Raw genomic sequence first — 16,270 nt, 5'->3', positions numbered from 1 at the left:
CCTTCGTCTCGACCGGTCCCTGAGCGAGCGGAGCGAGACGAAGGGCCTGCGCGGCCTCAGCTCGCGAAGAACGCCCGTGCGACGGCCGCGAGGTCGTGCAGGTCGCTGACGCCGGCGAGCTCCCGGGCGGAGTGCATCGACAGGATCGGGATCCCCACGTCGACCGTGCGGATCCCGAGCCGGGTAGCGGTGATCGGGCCGATCGTGGAGCCGCAGGGCACGTCGTTGTTCGAGACGAACTCCTGCGTCACCACGCCGGCGGCGTCGCACCAGCGGTGCCACGCGGCGGCGCCCACGGCGTCGGTGGCGTAGCGCTGGTTCGCGTTGATCTTCAGGATCGGGCCGGATCCGAGCACGGGCTGCACGACCGGGTCGTGCTTGCCGGCGTAGTTCGGGTGCACCGAGTGGCCCACGTCGCTGGACAGGCACCACGACGCGGCGTACGCGCGGTGCACGTCGACCGCGTCGGCGTCGAGCCCGGCGTAGATGCGCTCGAGCACGTCCTCCAGGATGGGGCCGGCGGCACCGGAGCGGGAACCGGATCCGAGCTCCTCGTGGTCGAAGGCGGCGAGCACGGCGATCGCCTGCGGGTCGCCGTGCGCCGCGACCTCGCCGAGCGCCACGACGCCGGCGTGCACGGAGGCGAGGTCGTCGAGGCGGCCGCTCGCGAAGAAGGCGTCGTCCTTGCCGAAGACCGCACCCCGGGCGCTGTCGGCGATGACGACGTCGAAGCCGCGGATCTCGAGCGGATCCACCCCGGCGGCGCCGGCGAGCTCGCCGAGGATGTCGGCCGACTCGGGGTCGCCGAGACCCCATACGGGCTGCGTCTCGACCTGCTTGTCCAGCGCGAGGCCGTTGTTGACGCTGCGGTCGAGGTGGATCGCGAGCTGCGGCAGGCGCAGCAGCGGCCCGGTCGCGGCGAGCACGACGCGTCCGTCGGCCAGCGCGAGCCGGCCGCCCAGGCGCAGTTCGCGGTCGAGCCACGAGTTCAGCAGCGGACCGCCGTACACCTCGACGGCCGCCTGCAGCCAGCCGCGGGATCCGGTGGTCGGGCGGGGCTTGAGCTTGAAGCCCGGGGAGTCGGTGTGGGCGCCGAGCACGTTCACGGGCGTCGTGGCGGTGGCTCCGGCAGGCACGATCCAGGCGATCGCGGCGCCGTCGCGCACGATGACGAACCGGCCACCCGCCTGCGCCGGCCAGGCCTCGGACTCGTCGAGGCGAGTGAAACCCTGCTCCTCGAGGCGGCGGGCGACCTCCTCGGCCGCGTGGTAGCTCGACGGCGATGCGGCGACGAAGTCGGCGAGGTCCTCGACGTGGGAGCGGGCGGAGGCGGCGTGGGACATCAGGATCCTTCCGAGGCGAGGTGCGACCGTCCAGGCGGCGCAGCAGCACTTTCGATCGTAGCCGCGCGGCCCAAGCCCTGACGCGGCCGCTTCCGTGCTCAGGTCGCGATATCTGCTCTTCCGGCCACCGTTTTCGCGCCGAAAGTGCGACCTGAACGGGTGCGGCATGAGGAAGGGAGCGGGTCCTGGCGGACCGCTCCCTGCACTTCCAGGATACCGGAGGGGGTGGGGCTTGCGGCAAGGGCCCCCTGCCGGGGCAGACTGGGTGGCTTCGCCCAGGAACCGGAGGATCCGTGCGCCCTGAAATCCGCCCTGAAACCCACCCCGACATCCGCTCCGAAGCTCGCCCCGAGACCGCGGTGAGCACCCCGGCCGGTCCGGCAGATGCCGTCGCCCCGCCGACGGCCGCGCGCCATGCGTCGGTGTTCGCGCTTCCGCCCACCCTCGCCCGCAAGGCCGCCCCCGCGCTCATCGCCGCGGACGACGCCCACCTCGCCGCCGTGCGCGACCGGCTCGCCGAGGAGATCGCCGCCCTGGAGGAGCGGCTCACCCGCCTGCGCTCCGTCCACGCCCGCCTCGGGCAGGAGGCGCTGGACCGCGACCTGGAGATCCACCGCTCGACCTCGCGCTTGCAGATGCTGCGGCGGTTCGGGGTGGACCTCTGTCTCGGCCGCATGGTGGTCGGGACGGCGAGCGGCACGGAGGCGGTCTACATCGGTCGCATCGGCCTGTCGGATGCGACCGGGCGCCGGCTGCTCGTCGACTGGCGCGCCCCCGCGGCGGAGCCGTTCTTCGCCGCCACCCACGCGGATCCTGCGGGGCTGGTGAGCCGGCGCCGCTACCGCTGGTCGGCGGGCCCCGGGAACGAGCGGCGGATCACCGACTACTGGGACGAGGTGTTCGACGCTGCCGCGTACGCCCGGGCGGGGCTCGACGGCACCGCCGCGCTCGACGACCAGTCGGCGTTCATCGCGAGCCTCGGTGCCTCGCGCTCGCCGCGGATGCGGGATGTTCTCAGCACCATCCAGGCCGACCAGGATGCGATCATCCGCGCCTCGTCGCGCGATGCGCTCGTCGTCGACGGCGGTCCCGGAACCGGGAAGACCGTGGTCGCGCTGCATCGCGCCGCCTACCTCATGCACGCCGAGCAGCGGCTCAGCCACGGCGGGATCCTGTTCGTCGGCCCGCACCGGCCGTATCTGGCCTACGTGGAGGACGTGCTGCCGAGCCTCGGCGAGGACAGCGTGCAGGTCTGCACGCTGCCCGACCTCGTGCGGGAGGGACGCGACGGGGATCGCATGGCGGAGGAGCAGGATCCGCTCGCCCGCGCGCTGAAGTCGGGTGCGCGTCTGCTCGATGCGGTCACCGCGGCCGTGCGCTACCACGAGCACGCGCCCGCCGAGCCGCTGCTCGTCGAGACGCCGTGGCGGGACGTGATCGTGGAGCCCTCCGCGTGGACCGAGGCGTTCGACGCCCCCGCGCCCGGCACGCCGCACAACGACGCCCGCGACGAGGCGTGGGAGGCGCTGGTCGGTGTGCTCGTGGAGGAGAACGCCGACGAGGACGTGCCCCCGCGCCAGCTCGACCGGGCGCTGCGGCAGAGCACCGCGCTGCAGCGCGCCTTCGTGGCGGCATGGCCGGTGCTGGATCCGGCCGGCGTCGTCGCCGACCTGTGGGCGACGCCGGCCTACCTGCGCATCTGCGCGCCGTGGCTCGACGACCACGAGCGGGCGTCGCTGCGGCGCTCCCCGGAGGACGGTGCGGACCCGCGCGTGTGGACCCGGCAGGACCTGCCGATCCTCGACGCGGCGCGGGCGCTCATCGGCGACCCCGAGGGCACCCGCCGGCGACGGCGGCGCGAGGCGGTCACCGCGGAGGAGCGCGAGTACCGCGAGCGGGTGCTCGACGAGTTGCTCGCCGCCGACGACGATAAGGAGAGCGCGATCACCGGGTTCTTCTTCGGTGACGACAGCGCGGGCGTGCGCGAGATGCTCCTCGACGAGGACGCCCTTCCGCGCCGGGATCCGGACACGCTCGCGGGCCCGTTCGCGCACGTGATCGTGGACGAGGCGCAGGAGCTCAGCGACGCGGAATGGGCGATGCTGCTGCGCCGGGTGCCCTCGCACAGCCTGACGATCGTCGGCGACCGTGCGCAGGCGAGGCACGGCTTCGGCGAGACGTGGACCGACCGGCTCGGGCGAGTGGGCCTGCGCCGCATCGAGCACGCCTCGCTGCGCATCAACTACCGCACGCCCGAGGAGGTGATGGCGGTCGCCGAGCCCGTGATCCGCGCCGCGCTGCCCGATGCGAACGTGCCCGTCTCGGTGCGCTCCAGCGGGATCCCGGTGCGGTACGGGACGCCGGAGGAGCGCGATGGGATCCTCGCCGAGTGGCTCGCCGGACACGAGGAGGGGATCGCCTGCGTGATCGGCGACGACCGTCCGTATCCGGATCCCCAGGGCGCGGCGGGGCAGCGGGTGCGGCTGCGCACGCCGGTGACGGCGAAGGGGCTCGAGTTCGATCTGGTCGTGCTCGTGGATCCGGAGCGCTTCGGCGACGGCATCGAGGGGGCCGTGGACCGCTACGTGTCCATGACCCGCGCGACCCAGGAGCTGCTCGTGCTGACGTCGGACGGCCGCTGAACGTCCTTCGTCTCGCTGCGCTCGCTCAGGAACCGGGAGCGGTCGGTCCCTGAGCGAGGAGCGTCCCGGTCCCTGAGCGAGGAGCGCAGCGACGAGACGAAGGGCGCTCCGCTCGCTCAGGAACCGAGAGCGGTCAGAGTGCGGCGCCGACCAGGGCCTCGCCGAGCGGGGTGCGCAGGTGCATCATCCGCGAACCGTCGCGGCTGCTGACCACCAGGCCGGCGTCGCGCAGCACGGTGAGGTGATGGGAGGCGGTCGACCGTGCGATCCCCGCCTCCTCCGCCACGCGGGGGCGAGGTGGCGTTCACGGTCGGCGAGCACATCATCACGGCGACCGCGGGCGATACGGTCACCGGGCCCGCTTTCGTTCCCCACAGATTCGAGAACGTCGGATCCGGAACCATGCACCTGATCGGGATCCATGCCTCCGCCGTCATCATCCAGACCGTGGTCGAGTGACCACGACCCTGCAGGAGAAGAACATGTTCTTCCAGGCATATCTCGATGCCGTCGAGACGAAGACCGGGCTCACGCCCCGGCAGATCGTCGATCTCGCCGCCGCTCAGGGCTTCGGGCCGGAGACCGAGGCGACGCCGATCCTCGAGTGGCTGAAGACCGAGTACGGTCTCGGGCGCGGCCACGGCATGGCCGTCGTCCACGTCATCACGAAGGGCCCGACGATCAGCACGAAGCATGTCGGAACCGATGGCGCGCACCGCGACGCCACCGATACGCTCTGGCTCGACGGCAAGGACTCGGATCCGCACCGCGCCTGACACCGCGGCTCCGCCACCCGCCGCCCCTCGACCCCTCGTCCTCGACCAGCAAGGATCCGCTCCATGGCCGTTCGCGCAGACCTCAACATCTCCCTCGACGGCTATGCGTCGACCACCGACCAGACGCCGGAGAACCCGTTCGGCGAGGACTGGGGCCGCCTCGTCGCCGCCTACACGGCGACGCGCACGTTTCGTGAAAGGGTGCTCGGCGACCGGTCCGGCGGCGGGACGACCGGCGTCGACGACCGCTACGGCGCCGCCTACTTCGAGAACATCGGCGCCGAGATCATGGGCGCCGGCATGTTCGGCCTGCACAACTTCCCCGACGACCCGGACTGGCGCGGCTGGTGGGGCGAGGAGCCGCCGTTCCACTGCCCCGTCTTCGTGCTCACGCACAGAGCGGAGCGGGATCCGATCTCCTTCGCCAACGGCACGGAGTTCCGCTTCCTCGACGCCACTCCGGCCGAGGCCCTGGCGCTCGCGACCGAGGCGGCCGGCGGCGCGGACGTCCGCATCGGCGGCGGCGTCGACACGGTCCGCGAGTTCCTCGCTGCCGGCCTCATCGACCGGCTCCACGTGGGCATCAGGCCCATCCTGCTCGGCCGCGGCCAGAACCTCTGGGCCGAGCTGCGCGGGCTCGAGAACGGCTGCACGGTCACCAGCGAGGTCGCCGAGAGCGGCGTCGTGCACGTGACGTTCGCCCGCGACTGAGACGAAGTCAGGCCCGTGTCGGAGACGCAGGTGCGGCGGGCTGTCGCCACACCTGCGGTGTCGTCAGGCGGCGTCGCGGGTGCCGTCGGCTCCGGAGCCGTCTCCGTCGGCGGGACTCTGCGCGTCCTCCACATCCTCATCGGACGGTGCGGACGCGCTCTTCGCGGACCGCTTCTCGTAGATCGCGCGCGACGCCTCGGAGAGGGGATTGCGCAGGAACAGCAGCGAGATGCTGATGCCGATGAGGGCGGCGAACAGCGCGGCGAGCCACCAGAATTCGCGGAAGATGGGGAAGAAGAACCACAGGATCCCCAGCGGCACGAGGAACGCCAGCAGGCGCAGCACCGAGTACACGAGCAGGGGAGGAAGTTTCACGGTTTCAGTCTAGGAGGAGCCGTTCTGGGCGCGCTGTGAGGGCCCTATGCCGTCGGTCCCGATCGGGTGGGCAGGAGCCGTGCGATCGCGGCCGACGGATCCCCGTGAGAGCGCACGACCTAGACTGGAACCGTGGCACGTTTCCTCGTGATCGGCGGTTTCCTGGCCGCGGTCTTCTGGGTGTTCAGCATCGTCGACTGCGTCGTGCAGCCGGCGAGCCGGCACCGCGGCGTGCCCAAGGGCGTGTGGATCGCGATCGTGGTGGTGATCCCCGTGATCGGCGGAGTCCTCTGGTTCACGGTCGGACGCACCCGCCGCGGCCACGACGCCGAGGACGAGCGCTATCTGCCGCTGGACGACGTGGATCCGGACCGCACCGGGGCGAGCCGCCCGGTGCGGCGCATCAGCCCCGCCGAGCAGGAGCGGCTGATCCGGGAGCTCGAGGACGAGCTGTCCCGCCTGGATGACCGCGGCGACACCGATTCCCCCGGCTCGCGCCCGTGACGGCGCCCGCGCACTCGCCCGCCACCGACGCCGCCGTGCGGCTGCTGACCGTGCTCGTGGAGCACGGCGTCCGCGACATCGTGCTCTCGCCGGGTTCCCGGTCCCAGGCGCTCGCGCTCGCAGCAGCGGCCCTGGCGCGCTCGGGAGCGGTCCGCGTGCATGTGCGCATCGATGAGCGCGTCGCCGGGTTCACCGCCCTCGGTCTCAGCCGCGAGTCCGGCGCCCCAGCGGCTCTGGTCTGCACGTCCGGCACCGCGACGGCCGGGTATCTTCCGGCGGTGATGGAGGCGTTCCACGCCGGTGTGCCCCTGATCCTGCTCACCGCCGACCGTCCCCCCGAGCTGCGCGGCGTGGGAGCGAATCAGGCGACGATCCAGCCGGGGATGTACCGCCCATGGGCGCGGCTCAGCGTGGACGCGCCCGTCCCGGGAGACGCGGATCCAGGGGTGTTCGGCGCGCTCGCCGTCGACGCGGTGGCCGCCGCGGTCGGCGCCGCCGGGGAGGGGCTCGACGGCGTCGCCGGACCCGTGCACCTGAACCTGCCGTTCCGCGAGCCGCTCTCCGGCGCTCTCCCGGATCCGCTCAGCGCGACCCGCGGACCGCTGCCGCGGCCCGCCTCCGGGGAACCGTTGCGGTTGGGCGCGGGCCTGCGCACCGTCGTGGTGGCAGGCGCCGATGCCGGCCCCGACGCCGCGCGGATCGCCCGCGACGGCGGGTGGCCGCTGATCGCCGAGGTCGTGAGCGGCGCCCGCACCGGAGAGCGCCTCGTGCCCGCGTACCGGGAGCGCCTGCGCGACGCCGCGCTCGCCGACCGGATCCAGCGGGTCGTCGTGCTCGGGCACCCCACGCTCAGCCGTGAGGTCGCGGCCCTGCTGCGCCGCACGGACCTCGAGATCGTGGCCGTGCGCCGTGGCGGGGAGCGGCTGAACCCGTCCGGCACCGCCGTGGATGCGGGGTCGATCGAGGTCGAGCCCGGGCCCGTGGATGCGGAGTGGCTGGCTTCGTGGACCGACCCGCTCGGTGGTTCGACGGCGGGGGCGGCGTCCCGCGATTCGACGGCCGGGGAGGCGCCCGACGGCGGCAGCTCGGAGGGCCCGGTGGACCGTGCCGCTCTGGTCCGCGCCGTATGGGGGGCGAGCACGGCCGAGGACCGCCTGCTGTTCGGGTCGTCGCGGATCGTGCGCGTGGCGGATCAGCTCGTCGACGGCGGCGACGTGCGGGTGCACGCGAACCGTGGGCTCGCCGGCATCGACGGCACGATCGCCACGGGCATCGGCGTCGCGCTCGCCGCGCAGGCCGGGGGAGAGCCCGGCACGGTCCGGGTGCTCCTCGGCGACCTCTCCTTCCTGCACGACGTCGGATCCCTGCTGCTGCCGGCCGACGAGCCGGCCCCGCGGATCCAGGTCGTCGTCGGCAATGACGGCGGCGGCACGATCTTCGACGGGCTCGAGGTGGCGGGCACCGCCCCCGCCGGCGATCTCGACCGCGCCTTCTACACGCCGCAGTCCGTCGCCCTGGAACCGCTGGCCGCCGCGTACGGCTGGACGTATGTGCGCACACGCACCGTGGCCGAGCTGGAGCAGGCGCTCGCCGCCGAGGTCACGGGACCGCAGCTCATCGAGGTCCCGCTCGCGCGCTGAGGCGCGATGCGGCCGCCGGCCCGGACGCAGCGGGCCGGATCGCCGTCGCTTCCGGCCGCCATCCGGCGGCCCGCGGAACACGGGCGGGTTCTGACGGAGTTCCGTCCATCGTCCGGTCGGATCCGCCATCATGGGGACCATGAGCCAGCACTCCGCCGGGTGGACCGCACCGGCTGCCGATGTCCTCCGTGTGACCTCCGCGGGACTCGCGGGAGTGGATCCCGACTCCACCCCCGGGTACGAGGGCGGCAAGTCGGATGGTGCGGCGTCGCTCGCCACCGGGCTGGAGGCGCTCGGCGAGCTGCAGGAGCGGCTGTTCGCCCGCTCCGCGGTCGGGGAGGCGCAGGCCAGCGTGCTGCTCGTGCTGCAGGCGATGGACTCGGCGGGCAAGGGCGGGATCGTGCGTCACGTGGTGGGCGGTGTGGATCCGCAGGGCGTCGAGCTCGCCGCGTTCAAGGCACCGACGGCCGAGGAGCTGCAGCACGACTTCCTGTGGCGCATCGAGAAGCGCCTGCCGGGCGACGGCAAGATCGGCGTGTTCGACCGCTCGCACTACGAGGACGTGCTCATCGCCCGGGTGCGCTCGCTCGCGCCCACCGAGGAGATCGAGCGGCGCTACGACGCCATCGTCGACTTCGAGCGGCGCGTGGCCGCCGCCGGCACCCGGATCATCAAGGTCATGCTGCACATCTCGCGCGATGAGCAGAAGGAGCGCCTCATGGAGCGGCTGGAACGCCCCGAGAAGAACTGGAAGTTCAACCCGGGCGACACCGATGAGCGCCTGCTCTGGGACGACTACATGGCGGCGTACGACACGGCCTTCGCGCGCACCTCGACCGATGAAGCGCCGTGGTACGTGATCCCGGCGAACCGCAAGTGGTACGCGCGCCTGGCCGTGCAGGAGCTGCTGCTCGCCGCGCTCGAGGACATCGATCCGCAGTGGCCGGTCGCCGACTTCGACGTCGAGACCGAGAAGAAGCGCCTCGCCGCGAGCTGAGGCGAGGTCGCTCCCACGACCCCGCCGGGGACTCAGGCGAGCGCGTCGACGATGGGGCGGAACTTGACCCGCGTCTCCAGCAGCTCCGCCTCGGGGTCGCTGCCGGCCACGATGCCCGCACCGGCATATGCCGTCAAGGCGGTCGGCCGGTCGGATCCCGAGCCGCTCACATCGAACTGGGCGCAGCGCAGCGCGATCGCCCATTCGCCGTTGCCCGCCGCGTCGATCCAGCCCACGGGCCCGGCGTAGCGCCCGCGGTCGAACGGCTCCAGCTCGCGGATGGCCGCCACCGCCGCGTCGGTCGGAGTGCCCGCGACCGCCGCCGTGGGGTGCAGCGCCGCCGCCAGATCGAGGGCCGAGGCGCCGTCGCTGAGCTGCGCCCGCACGTCGGTGGCGAGGTGGAACAGGTTCGGCAGCTCCAGGATGAACGGGCCGCCGTCCGCGTCGAGCGCCGTGGTGTGCGGGGCGAGCGCGGCGACCACGCTGCGCACGGCGAACGCGTGCTCGTCGTTGTCCTTGGGGCTGTCGGCCAGGGACGCCGCGGCACGCGCGTCGGTCACGGCGTCGGCGCCGCGCGCGGTCGTGCCGGCCAGCACCCGGGCCGTCACCACGCCGTCCTGCACCGTGACGAGGGTCTCCGGGCTCGCGCCGATGAGGCCGTCGACGGCGAACGCCCAGGTGTCGGGGTACTCCGTGCTGAGCGCGCGCACCAGCCGGCGCAGGTCGGACCCGGCCGGCACCGTGCCGACGAGATCGCGCGCGAGCACGACCTTGCCGTACCGCGCGTCGGCGATCGCGGACAGCGCCGCCCGCACGGACGCCTGGTAGCCCTGCGCCGTCTGCGCGCCCGGGCCGAGGGTGCCCGCCCAGTGCGGTCCGAAGGCCGTGGGCGCGGGATCGGCGGCGGGACCGGTAGTCGCGGCGGCGTCCTCGGTGGAGGCACCGGACGCGCTGCCGGTGTCCTCCGGGGAGGTGCCGGAGGCGGCGCCGGCGTCCACGATGCGGGTGATCCACGTGCGGCCGCCGTGCCGGCCGATCACGGTGCGCGGCACGATCAGCACGCTGTCGGCCGACGACTCCTCGTCGAACACGAGCGCCGCGAACGCCACGAGGCCGGTGCCGGGCAGCCGCAGCGGATCATCGACCCGGGCGTCGGCGCGGATGTCGTCCCAGGCGCGGCTCAGCGCCGCCGTGCGCGGCCCGACGCCGGGGCCGACGCGCACGATCCGGGCGATCTCGGCGCCGACTGCGACGATCCCGTCGCCGCGGCGCAGCCACGCACGCGGGTCCGCGGGATCCGCGTAGGCGAGCAGGTCGTCGGCGAGGTCGAACTCTCGCGTCTGAACGACCAGGCCGGCACTCACGGATCCAGCCTATTGCGTGTCCGCAGCCCGCCCGTGCGGAGGCGGGGCCCGGGCGAGCACCCGACGCGGAGCTGCGCGCACGGCACCCCGGGCAGTCCACCCGCATAGAGTGTGACCGTGACCCCCGCACGTCCCGCAGCCGGAACCGAGATCGTCTTCCAGTGGCGCAAGTGGGACGGATCCCCGCACTGGCGCCACGAGTGCGTGTATCTCGGATCCGACCAGTGGGGGGACTGGGTCGGCCAGCCCGCGGGCTGGGGGAGCGAGCGCCCGGGGCGGACCTTCACGGCGACCGCGCCCAACGTCACCCTGGTGCCGCCGGGCGGCGACTACGCGCTGACCGTCAACCGCGACCATCCCAAGGGGATGCGCATCTACATCGACCTCGCCTGGGATGTGCGCGCGGTGCCGGTCGACGACGCCCCCGGCGCGGACGACGTGCCCGTGCTGTTCACGGGCATCGATATGGATCTCGACGTGGTGCGGGTCGAGGGGGAGCGCGGCACCTGGATCGACGACGAGGACGAATGGGACGAGCACCGCGTGCAGTACGGCTACCCCGCCGACGTGCAGCAGCACCTCGAGGCGCTCGCCGCCGACCTCGAGCGCCGGGTGCGCGCACAGCTGCCGCCGTTCGACGACGCCACCGCCGACGTGTGGCTGGACCGGCTCGCGGAGCTCCCGCTGCCCGCACGTCGGCCGTTCTGACCCGGGGGCAGGAGGCGGGCCGCACGCGCGTAGGCTGGACGGGTGACCCCGTCTGAGCCCAACCGCGCCGACCTCGGCAAGGATCCGTCCCGCGTCAGCGGCATGTTCGACCAGGTCGCCGCCGGCTACGACCGCACGAACACCGTGATGACAGTCGGCAACGACGCGCTGTGGCGCGCCGCGACGACCCGCGCGGTCGCCCCGAAGAAGGGCGAGCGGATCCTCGACCTCGGCGCGGGAACGGGATCGTCCTCCGCCTCGCTCGCGCGCAGCGGGGCCGAGGTCGTCGCGGCCGACTTCTCGCCCGGCATGCTCGCGGAGGGCCGGCGCCGTCACGGGCACATGCCGAACCTCAGCTTCGTCGAGGCCGATGCCACGAAGCTCCCCTTCGAGGACGACTCCTTCGACGCCGTCACGATGTCGTACAGCCTGCGCAACGTGCAGGATCCGAAGAAGGCGATCGCCGAGCTGTACCGGGTGACCAAGCCCGGCGGCCGCGTCGTGATCAACGAGTTCTCCACGCCCCCGGCGAAGCTGGTGCGTGCCTTCTACCGGATCTACAACGCGCAGGTGCTGCCGCGGGTGGCGCGCATCGCCGGGACCAACGGCGAGGCGTACGACTACCTCAACGAGTCGATCCGGGAATGGCCCGACCAGCGCACCCTCGCGTCCTGGCTGCGCGAGGCGGGCTGGATCGATGTGGCCTGGCGCAACCTGTCCTTCGGCATGGTCGCCCTGCACCGCGCGCGCAAGCCGCGGGCCTGACCGGCGCGCTCAACCACCCCGGTGATCGCGGGTAGGCTGGATGCCGTGACTTCGAGCTCCGCCGCCACGGGTTCGCGCCTCGCGAGCCGTCTCGGCTTCAGCGACCGCGTCTTCGGCGGCCCCGCCGCGCGCAAGCTCGCCCGCGAGGTCGAAGCGGGGCTCGACCTGGTCGAGGAGGGCCTCGCCGAGGACCTGCACGTCGCGGACTCGCTCGCCGACGCGACGAGCCGCTACCTGTACGAGGCCGGCGGCAAGCGGGTGCGGCCGGTGCTCGCGCTGCTCACCGCGCAGCTCGGCGGCGGCAACCTGCCCGCCGTGATCGACATCGCCAAGGCACTGGAGCTCACCCATCTCGGCTCGCTGTACCACGACGACGTCATGGACGGCGCCGACCGTCGTCGCGGCGTCCCCGCCGCCCACGCGGTGTGGGGCAACAACGTCGCGATCCTCACCGGGGACATCCTGTTCTCCCGGGCGCTCAAGCTCATGAGCGGCCACGGCGACCGCGCGATCCGGCTGCAGGCCGACACCTTCGAGCGTCTCGTGCTCGGGCAGATGCACGAGACCGTGGGACCGCAGCCCGGCGACGATCCGATCGACTTCTACATCCAGGTGCTCGCGGACAAGACCGGATCCCTGATCGCGGCCGCCACACAGGCCGGCGCCATCTTCTCCGGTGCCCCCGCCGAGTTCGAGGAGCCGCTGCGCGTCTACGGCGAGAAGGTCGGCGTCGCGTTCCAGCTGCTGGACGACGTGATCGACCTGTCCGCGAAGCCCGAGGACACCGGCAAGGTGCCCGGCACCGACCTCCGCGCCGGGGTGCCGACCATGCCCTCGCTGCTGCTGGGCGTCGAGACGGATCCGGAATCGGTCGCGCTCGCCGCCGAGATCGATGCCGGTGTGCAGCGGATCGCCGCCGGCGAGGATCCGGCGATCCTCGACGACGCCCTCGCGCGCCTGCGCGACCACGACGTCACCCGCAAGACGCTCGAGCTGGCCCGCAGCTGGACCCAGGGCGCCATCGACGAGCTCGCCGTGCTGCCCAAGGGCGCCGTGCGCGAGGCGCTGACCCGGTTCGCGGAGACGCTCGCGGACCGCAGCAGCTGACCGCTGCCGAAAGGAACACCATGACCAAGCTCAGGCTTGCCATCGTCGGCGCCGGCCCCGCCGGCATCTACGCCGCGGACCTCCTGCTCAAGGCCGAGCGCCGCTTCGACGTGTCGATCGACCTGTTCGAGCAGCTCCCCGCCCCCTACGGCCTGGTCCGCTACGGGGTCGCCCCGGACCACCCGCGCATCAAGGGCATCATCACCGCCCTGCGCGACGTGCTGGATCGCGGCGACATCCGCCTGTTCGGCAACGTGAACTTCGGCACCGACATCACCCTCGACGATCTGAAGCGCCACTACAACGCCGTGATCTTCGCGACCGGCGCGCGCCGCGACACGGATCTGGACATCCCCGGCATCGACGCGGTCGGATCCTACGGCGCCGCCGACTACGTGAGCTGGTTCGACGGACACCCCGACGTGCCGCGGGAGTGGCCGCTGGACGCGCAGTCGGTCGCCGTGATCGGCAACGGCAACGTGGCGCTCGACGTGTCCCGCATGCTCGCCAAGCACGCCGAGGATCTGCTCGTCACCGAGGTGCCGGCGAACGTCTACGAGGGGCTGAAGAGCAGCGCCGTCACGGACGTGCACGTGTTCGGCCGCCGCGGACCCGCGCAGGTGAAGTTCACCCCGCTCGAGCTGCGCGAGCTCGGCGAGCTGCGGGACGTGGACATGGTCGTCTACGACGAGGACTTCGACTACGACGACGCCTCCCGCGACGCCATCGCGAGCAACAAGCAGGTCATGGTCATCGACCGCGTGCTGCAGTCGTGGCGCAAGCGCGGGTCCGTCAACAACGCCGGCGGATCCGCGTCGCGCCGGCTGCACCTGCACTTCTGGGCGCGCCCCGTCGAGATCCGCACCGACGAGAGCGGCCGGGTCTCCGCCCTGGTCTACGAGCGCACGAAGCCCGACGGCACCGGCGGCGCCGTGGGCACCGGCCAGCTGCGCGAGGTGCCCATCCAGGCGCTGTACCGCGCGGTCGGCTACTTCGGCTCGCCGCTTCCCGGCGTGCCGTTCGACAAGAAGCACGGCGTGATCCCGAACCGCGAGGGGCAGGTGCTCGCGAAGGACTCGAACCAGCGGGTGCCCGGCATCTACGCGACCGGCTGGATCAAGCGCGGCCCGGTGGGTCTCATCGGCCACACGAAGTCGGACGCGATGGAGACCGTGCGCCACCTCATCAACGACCAGGGATCCTGGTGGCAGCCAGAGGACCCGTCGGAGGAGGCGGTCCCCGCGCTGCTCGCAGAGCGCGGCGTGCGCTGGACCGACCTCGACGGCTGGCACCGCCTCGACGAGCACGAGATCGCCCTGGGGGCGGCCGAGGAGCGCGCCCGCATCAAGGTCGTCCCTCGCGAGGACATGGTGCGGATCTCCCGCGGGGAGTGACGCGTCCGCGGCATTCGGTCCCTTCAGCCTGTCGAAGGGACGCCGGGCGCTCGACCCCGTCTCGCCGTCCTCGTCCGCGTGGATACGCTGAGGTCATGACCGCCGCACCGGATCCGCAGGGGTGGAAGCCCGATGTTCTGGGTGACGAGTTCGCCCAGCTGACCCTGCCGCTGGGATCCGATGACGAAGGCGAGGTCGTCGCGACCCTGGTGCGCGCTCTGCCGGAGCGCACCGCGTGGCAGCGCCTGTTCGGCGACCGTCGGCAGCTCGCCGACACCGACGTGCTCTACGTGCACGGCTGGTCGGACTACTTCTTCCAGAAGCGGCTGGCCCGGTTCTGGACCGCCCGAGGGGCGCGCTTCTACGCGCTCGACCTGCGCAAGTACGGTCGCAGCCTGCGGCCCGGACAGACGCCGGGGTACATCGCCGACCTCGCCGAGTACGACGAGGACATCGCGGCCGCGCTCGCCGCGATGCAGGCCGGACAGGGCGCGGGCGTGCGGCGCCTGGTGCTGCTGGGCCACTCGACGGGCGGCCTGACCCTGAGCCTGTGGGCGGCGCGACACCCCGGGACGGCCTCGGCGGTGATCCTGAACAGCCCGTGGCTGGAGTTCCAGCTGCCCCGGTTCACGCGCGAGACGATCGCGCCGCTCGTGGGGCTGCAGGCCAAGCGGCGTCCGCTCGACCGCGCGCCGCAGGTGGATCTCGGCTTCTACACCCGCGCGCAGAACGAGGTCGCCGATCCGGACGATCCGATGGAGGTGAACCTCGACTGGCGGCCGGCGCAGACGATGGCGGTGCACGCCGGATGGCTGCATGCGATCCTCGCCGGCCACGGGAGCATCGCCGCCGGCATCGACATCGCCGCTCCGGTGTGCGTGATGCTCTCCGCGCACAGCGCCTATCCCACGGCGTGGTCGGAGGATCTGACCCGTGCCGACAGCGTGCTCGTCGTCGACGACATCGCCCGCGCCGCGCTCAAGCTCGGGCGCTCGGTCACGGTCGAATGGATCGACGGCGCCCTCCACGACGTGTTCCTCTCGCGGCACGAGGCCCGGGAGGAGGCGTACGCGCGCCTGGGGCGCTGGGTCGACGGCTGGGCCGCCGCGGACCGGACCGCGCGCACCGCGACGGCGCCCGCCTCCACGGCACCGACGCCGGCGGCGCCGTCGCCGGGCTGACAGCCGCCGTCACGGTCGGCGTTCTCGCGACCCGGTCCGGTGAAGCCCGGGGGAGGGCGCCTCAGTCGACGTGGTGCAGCTTGCGCAGCAGATGCTCCGCCGCGTGACCGTCGCCGGCGAGGATCGCGTCGGCGAGGGCTGCATGGAGCTCCCGCATGCCCGTGCGCTCGGCATCGTCGACCGCCCACGGGCGGAGATTCCGCGAGAGCGGCATGCTCGTCTGGTCGAGGACCGCATCGAGGATCTCGTTGTCGGAGTGCCGGGACAGGTACAGCAGGAGGTCCGCGCGTCGTGCGGCGAGGATCGCCGGGTCGTCGAGGCCGTCGTCGAGGGCGTGCGCGAGCGCCGCCGCCTCCTCGCGTTCCGCGGCGTTCATCCGGGGCACGGCGATCGCTGCGACCGCGCCGCCGAGGTACCCCGCGTATTCGAGGGTCTTCTCGGTGAGCTGCGGAGGCACCTCGGTGACCTGCGTGTACCGGCTCGGATGCATCTCGACCAGTCCGACCCGTTCCAGGCGCTGCAGCGCCTCCCGGATCGGCATTCGCGAGACGCCGAACTTCTCGGCCAGTTCCGCGTCTCTGATCCGGTGGCCGGGGGGCAGGGTGCCGTCGATGATCGACGCCCCGACCCTCTGATACACCTCGTCGGCGAGAAGCTGTTTCGGCGCTCCCAGCAGCGCCCGGCCCACGCCGGATTGCGGACCGCGTTCGTCCATAACTACCCCCAAAGTAGTTTCCCCAGAAGAGCACTATCCCACCCAGAC

17 protein-coding genes are annotated in these 16,270 nt (G+C 72.8%); 12 read left to right on the top strand and 5 right to left on the bottom strand.

The features are described 5' to 3' along the window. Positions 1 to 56: 56 nt before the first annotated feature. A complete protein-coding gene (locus tag ACYQ1L_RS16230) occupies positions 57 to 1,343 on the bottom strand; it encodes a M18 family aminopeptidase (protein ID WP_460005063.1) in 1,287 nt (428 codons plus the stop codon). A gap of 293 nt (positions 1,344 to 1,636) precedes the next feature. Between ACYQ1L_RS16230 and helR the strand changes: the two genes are divergently transcribed. After that, entirely contained in the window at positions 1,637 to 3,985 is a 2,349-nt protein-coding gene (helR, locus tag ACYQ1L_RS16225; RefSeq protein WP_460005062.1) for an RNA polymerase recycling motor ATPase HelR, read from the top strand. A gap of 133 nt (positions 3,986 to 4,118) precedes the next feature. On the opposite strand, the gene ACYQ1L_RS16220 is transcribed toward helR, so the two are convergent. Continuing rightward, the gene (locus ACYQ1L_RS16220) at positions 4,119 to 4,271 is read right to left on the bottom strand and encodes a helix-turn-helix domain-containing protein (RefSeq protein WP_460005061.1); all 153 of its coding nucleotides are present in this window, start codon (positions 4,269 to 4,271) and stop codon (positions 4,119 to 4,121) included. Positions 4,272 to 4,282: 11 nt separating this feature from the next. Here ACYQ1L_RS16220 and ACYQ1L_RS16215 point away from each other — a divergent pair, with 11 nt between their 5' ends. From ACYQ1L_RS16215 to ACYQ1L_RS16205, 3 genes are all read left to right on the top strand, one after another. Beyond that, entirely contained in the window at positions 4,283 to 4,444 is a 162-nt protein-coding gene (locus ACYQ1L_RS16215; protein ID WP_460005060.1) for a cupin domain-containing protein, read from the top strand. A 23-nt stretch (positions 4,445 to 4,467) separates the two neighbouring features. Continuing rightward, complete coding sequence (locus ACYQ1L_RS16210; RefSeq protein ID WP_460005838.1) at positions 4,468 to 4,761, top strand: DUF4287 domain-containing protein; 294 nt, start codon at positions 4,468 to 4,470, stop codon at positions 4,759 to 4,761. Positions 4,762 to 4,824: 63 nt separating this feature from the next. Next, on the top strand, positions 4,825 to 5,472 hold the full coding sequence (locus ACYQ1L_RS16205) for a dihydrofolate reductase family protein (RefSeq protein ID WP_460005059.1): 648 nt from the start codon (positions 4,825 to 4,827) through the stop codon (positions 5,470 to 5,472). Between the two features lie 63 nt (positions 5,473 to 5,535). On the opposite strand, the gene ACYQ1L_RS16200 is transcribed toward ACYQ1L_RS16205, so the two are convergent. Further along, complete coding sequence (locus ACYQ1L_RS16200; protein WP_460005058.1) at positions 5,536 to 5,847, bottom strand: DUF4229 domain-containing protein; 312 nt, start codon at positions 5,845 to 5,847, stop codon at positions 5,536 to 5,538. A gap of 132 nt (positions 5,848 to 5,979) precedes the next feature. Between ACYQ1L_RS16200 and ACYQ1L_RS16195 the strand changes: the two genes are divergently transcribed. From ACYQ1L_RS16195 to ACYQ1L_RS16185, 3 genes are all read left to right on the top strand, one after another. After that, the gene (locus tag ACYQ1L_RS16195; protein WP_460005057.1) at positions 5,980 to 6,351 is read left to right on the top strand and encodes a PLDc N-terminal domain-containing protein; all 372 of its coding nucleotides are present in this window, start codon (positions 5,980 to 5,982) and stop codon (positions 6,349 to 6,351) included. Further along, a complete protein-coding gene (menD, locus tag ACYQ1L_RS16190; RefSeq protein WP_460005056.1) occupies positions 6,348 to 7,991 on the top strand; it encodes a 2-succinyl-5-enolpyruvyl-6-hydroxy-3-cyclohexene-1-carboxylic-acid synthase in 1,644 nt (547 codons plus the stop codon). The genes ACYQ1L_RS16195 and menD overlap by 4 nt, the downstream gene beginning before the upstream one ends. 139 nt (positions 7,992 to 8,130) lie before the next feature. Next, entirely contained in the window at positions 8,131 to 8,988 is an 858-nt protein-coding gene (locus tag ACYQ1L_RS16185) for a polyphosphate kinase 2 family protein (protein ID WP_460005055.1), read from the top strand. 32 nt (positions 8,989 to 9,020) lie between these two features. Here ACYQ1L_RS16185 and ACYQ1L_RS16180 read toward each other — a convergent pair whose 3' ends face one another. After that, a complete protein-coding gene (locus ACYQ1L_RS16180; RefSeq protein ID WP_460005054.1) occupies positions 9,021 to 10,352 on the bottom strand; it encodes an isochorismate synthase in 1,332 nt (443 codons plus the stop codon). 117 nt (positions 10,353 to 10,469) lie between these two features. Here ACYQ1L_RS16180 and ACYQ1L_RS16175 point away from each other — a divergent pair, with 117 nt between their 5' ends. From ACYQ1L_RS16175 to ACYQ1L_RS16155, 5 genes are all read left to right on the top strand, one after another. Further along, on the top strand, positions 10,470 to 11,060 hold the full coding sequence (locus ACYQ1L_RS16175) for a DUF402 domain-containing protein (protein WP_460005053.1): 591 nt from the start codon (positions 10,470 to 10,472) through the stop codon (positions 11,058 to 11,060). Positions 11,061 to 11,102: 42 nt separating this feature from the next. Further along, a complete protein-coding gene (locus ACYQ1L_RS16170) occupies positions 11,103 to 11,825 on the top strand; it encodes a class I SAM-dependent methyltransferase (RefSeq protein WP_460005052.1) in 723 nt (240 codons plus the stop codon). A 45-nt stretch (positions 11,826 to 11,870) separates the two neighbouring features. Beyond that, positions 11,871 to 12,932, top strand: coding sequence for a polyprenyl synthetase family protein (locus tag ACYQ1L_RS16165; RefSeq protein WP_460005051.1), 1,062 nt, complete (start codon positions 11,871 to 11,873; stop codon positions 12,930 to 12,932). Between the two features lie 20 nt (positions 12,933 to 12,952). Next, positions 12,953 to 14,326, top strand: coding sequence for an FAD-dependent oxidoreductase (locus ACYQ1L_RS16160; protein ID WP_460005050.1), 1,374 nt, complete (start codon positions 12,953 to 12,955; stop codon positions 14,324 to 14,326). A gap of 95 nt (positions 14,327 to 14,421) precedes the next feature. Beyond that, entirely contained in the window at positions 14,422 to 15,507 is a 1,086-nt protein-coding gene (locus ACYQ1L_RS16155) for an alpha/beta hydrolase (protein ID WP_460005049.1), read from the top strand. A gap of 61 nt (positions 15,508 to 15,568) precedes the next feature. On the opposite strand, the gene ACYQ1L_RS16150 is transcribed toward ACYQ1L_RS16155, so the two are convergent. Further along, a complete protein-coding gene (locus tag ACYQ1L_RS16150; protein ID WP_460005048.1) occupies positions 15,569 to 16,222 on the bottom strand; it encodes a GntR family transcriptional regulator in 654 nt (217 codons plus the stop codon). Positions 16,223 to 16,270 lie beyond the last annotated feature (48 nt).

The organism is Microbacterium xylanilyticum, assembly GCF_054654695.1.
Note: the sequence above shows the minus strand (reverse complement) of the source record. Positions and strands in the feature narration are given on the sequence as shown.

Bases quoted from the DNA above. Each gene is read 5' to 3' on its own strand.
- ACYQ1L_RS16205 (WP_460005059.1), top strand. From the start codon at position 4,825: ATGGCCGTTCGCGCAGACCTCAACATCTCCCTCGACGGCTATGCGTCG.
- ACYQ1L_RS16210 (WP_460005838.1), top strand. From the start codon at position 4,468: ATGTTCTTCCAGGCATATCTCGATGCCGTCGAGACGAAGACCGGGCTC.
- ACYQ1L_RS16160 (WP_460005050.1), top strand. From the start codon at position 12,953: ATGACCAAGCTCAGGCTTGCCATCGTCGGCGCCGGCCCCGCCGGCATC.
- ACYQ1L_RS16185 (WP_460005055.1), top strand. From the start codon at position 8,131: ATGAGCCAGCACTCCGCCGGGTGGACCGCACCGGCTGCCGATGTCCTC.
- ACYQ1L_RS16230 (WP_460005063.1), bottom strand. From the start codon at position 1,343: ATGTCCCACGCCGCCTCCGCCCGCTCCCACGTCGAGGACCTCGCCGAC.
- ACYQ1L_RS16150 (WP_460005048.1), bottom strand. From the start codon at position 16,222: ATGGACGAACGCGGTCCGCAATCCGGCGTGGGCCGGGCGCTGCTGGGA.
- ACYQ1L_RS16155 (WP_460005049.1), top strand. From the start codon at position 14,422: ATGACCGCCGCACCGGATCCGCAGGGGTGGAAGCCCGATGTTCTGGGT.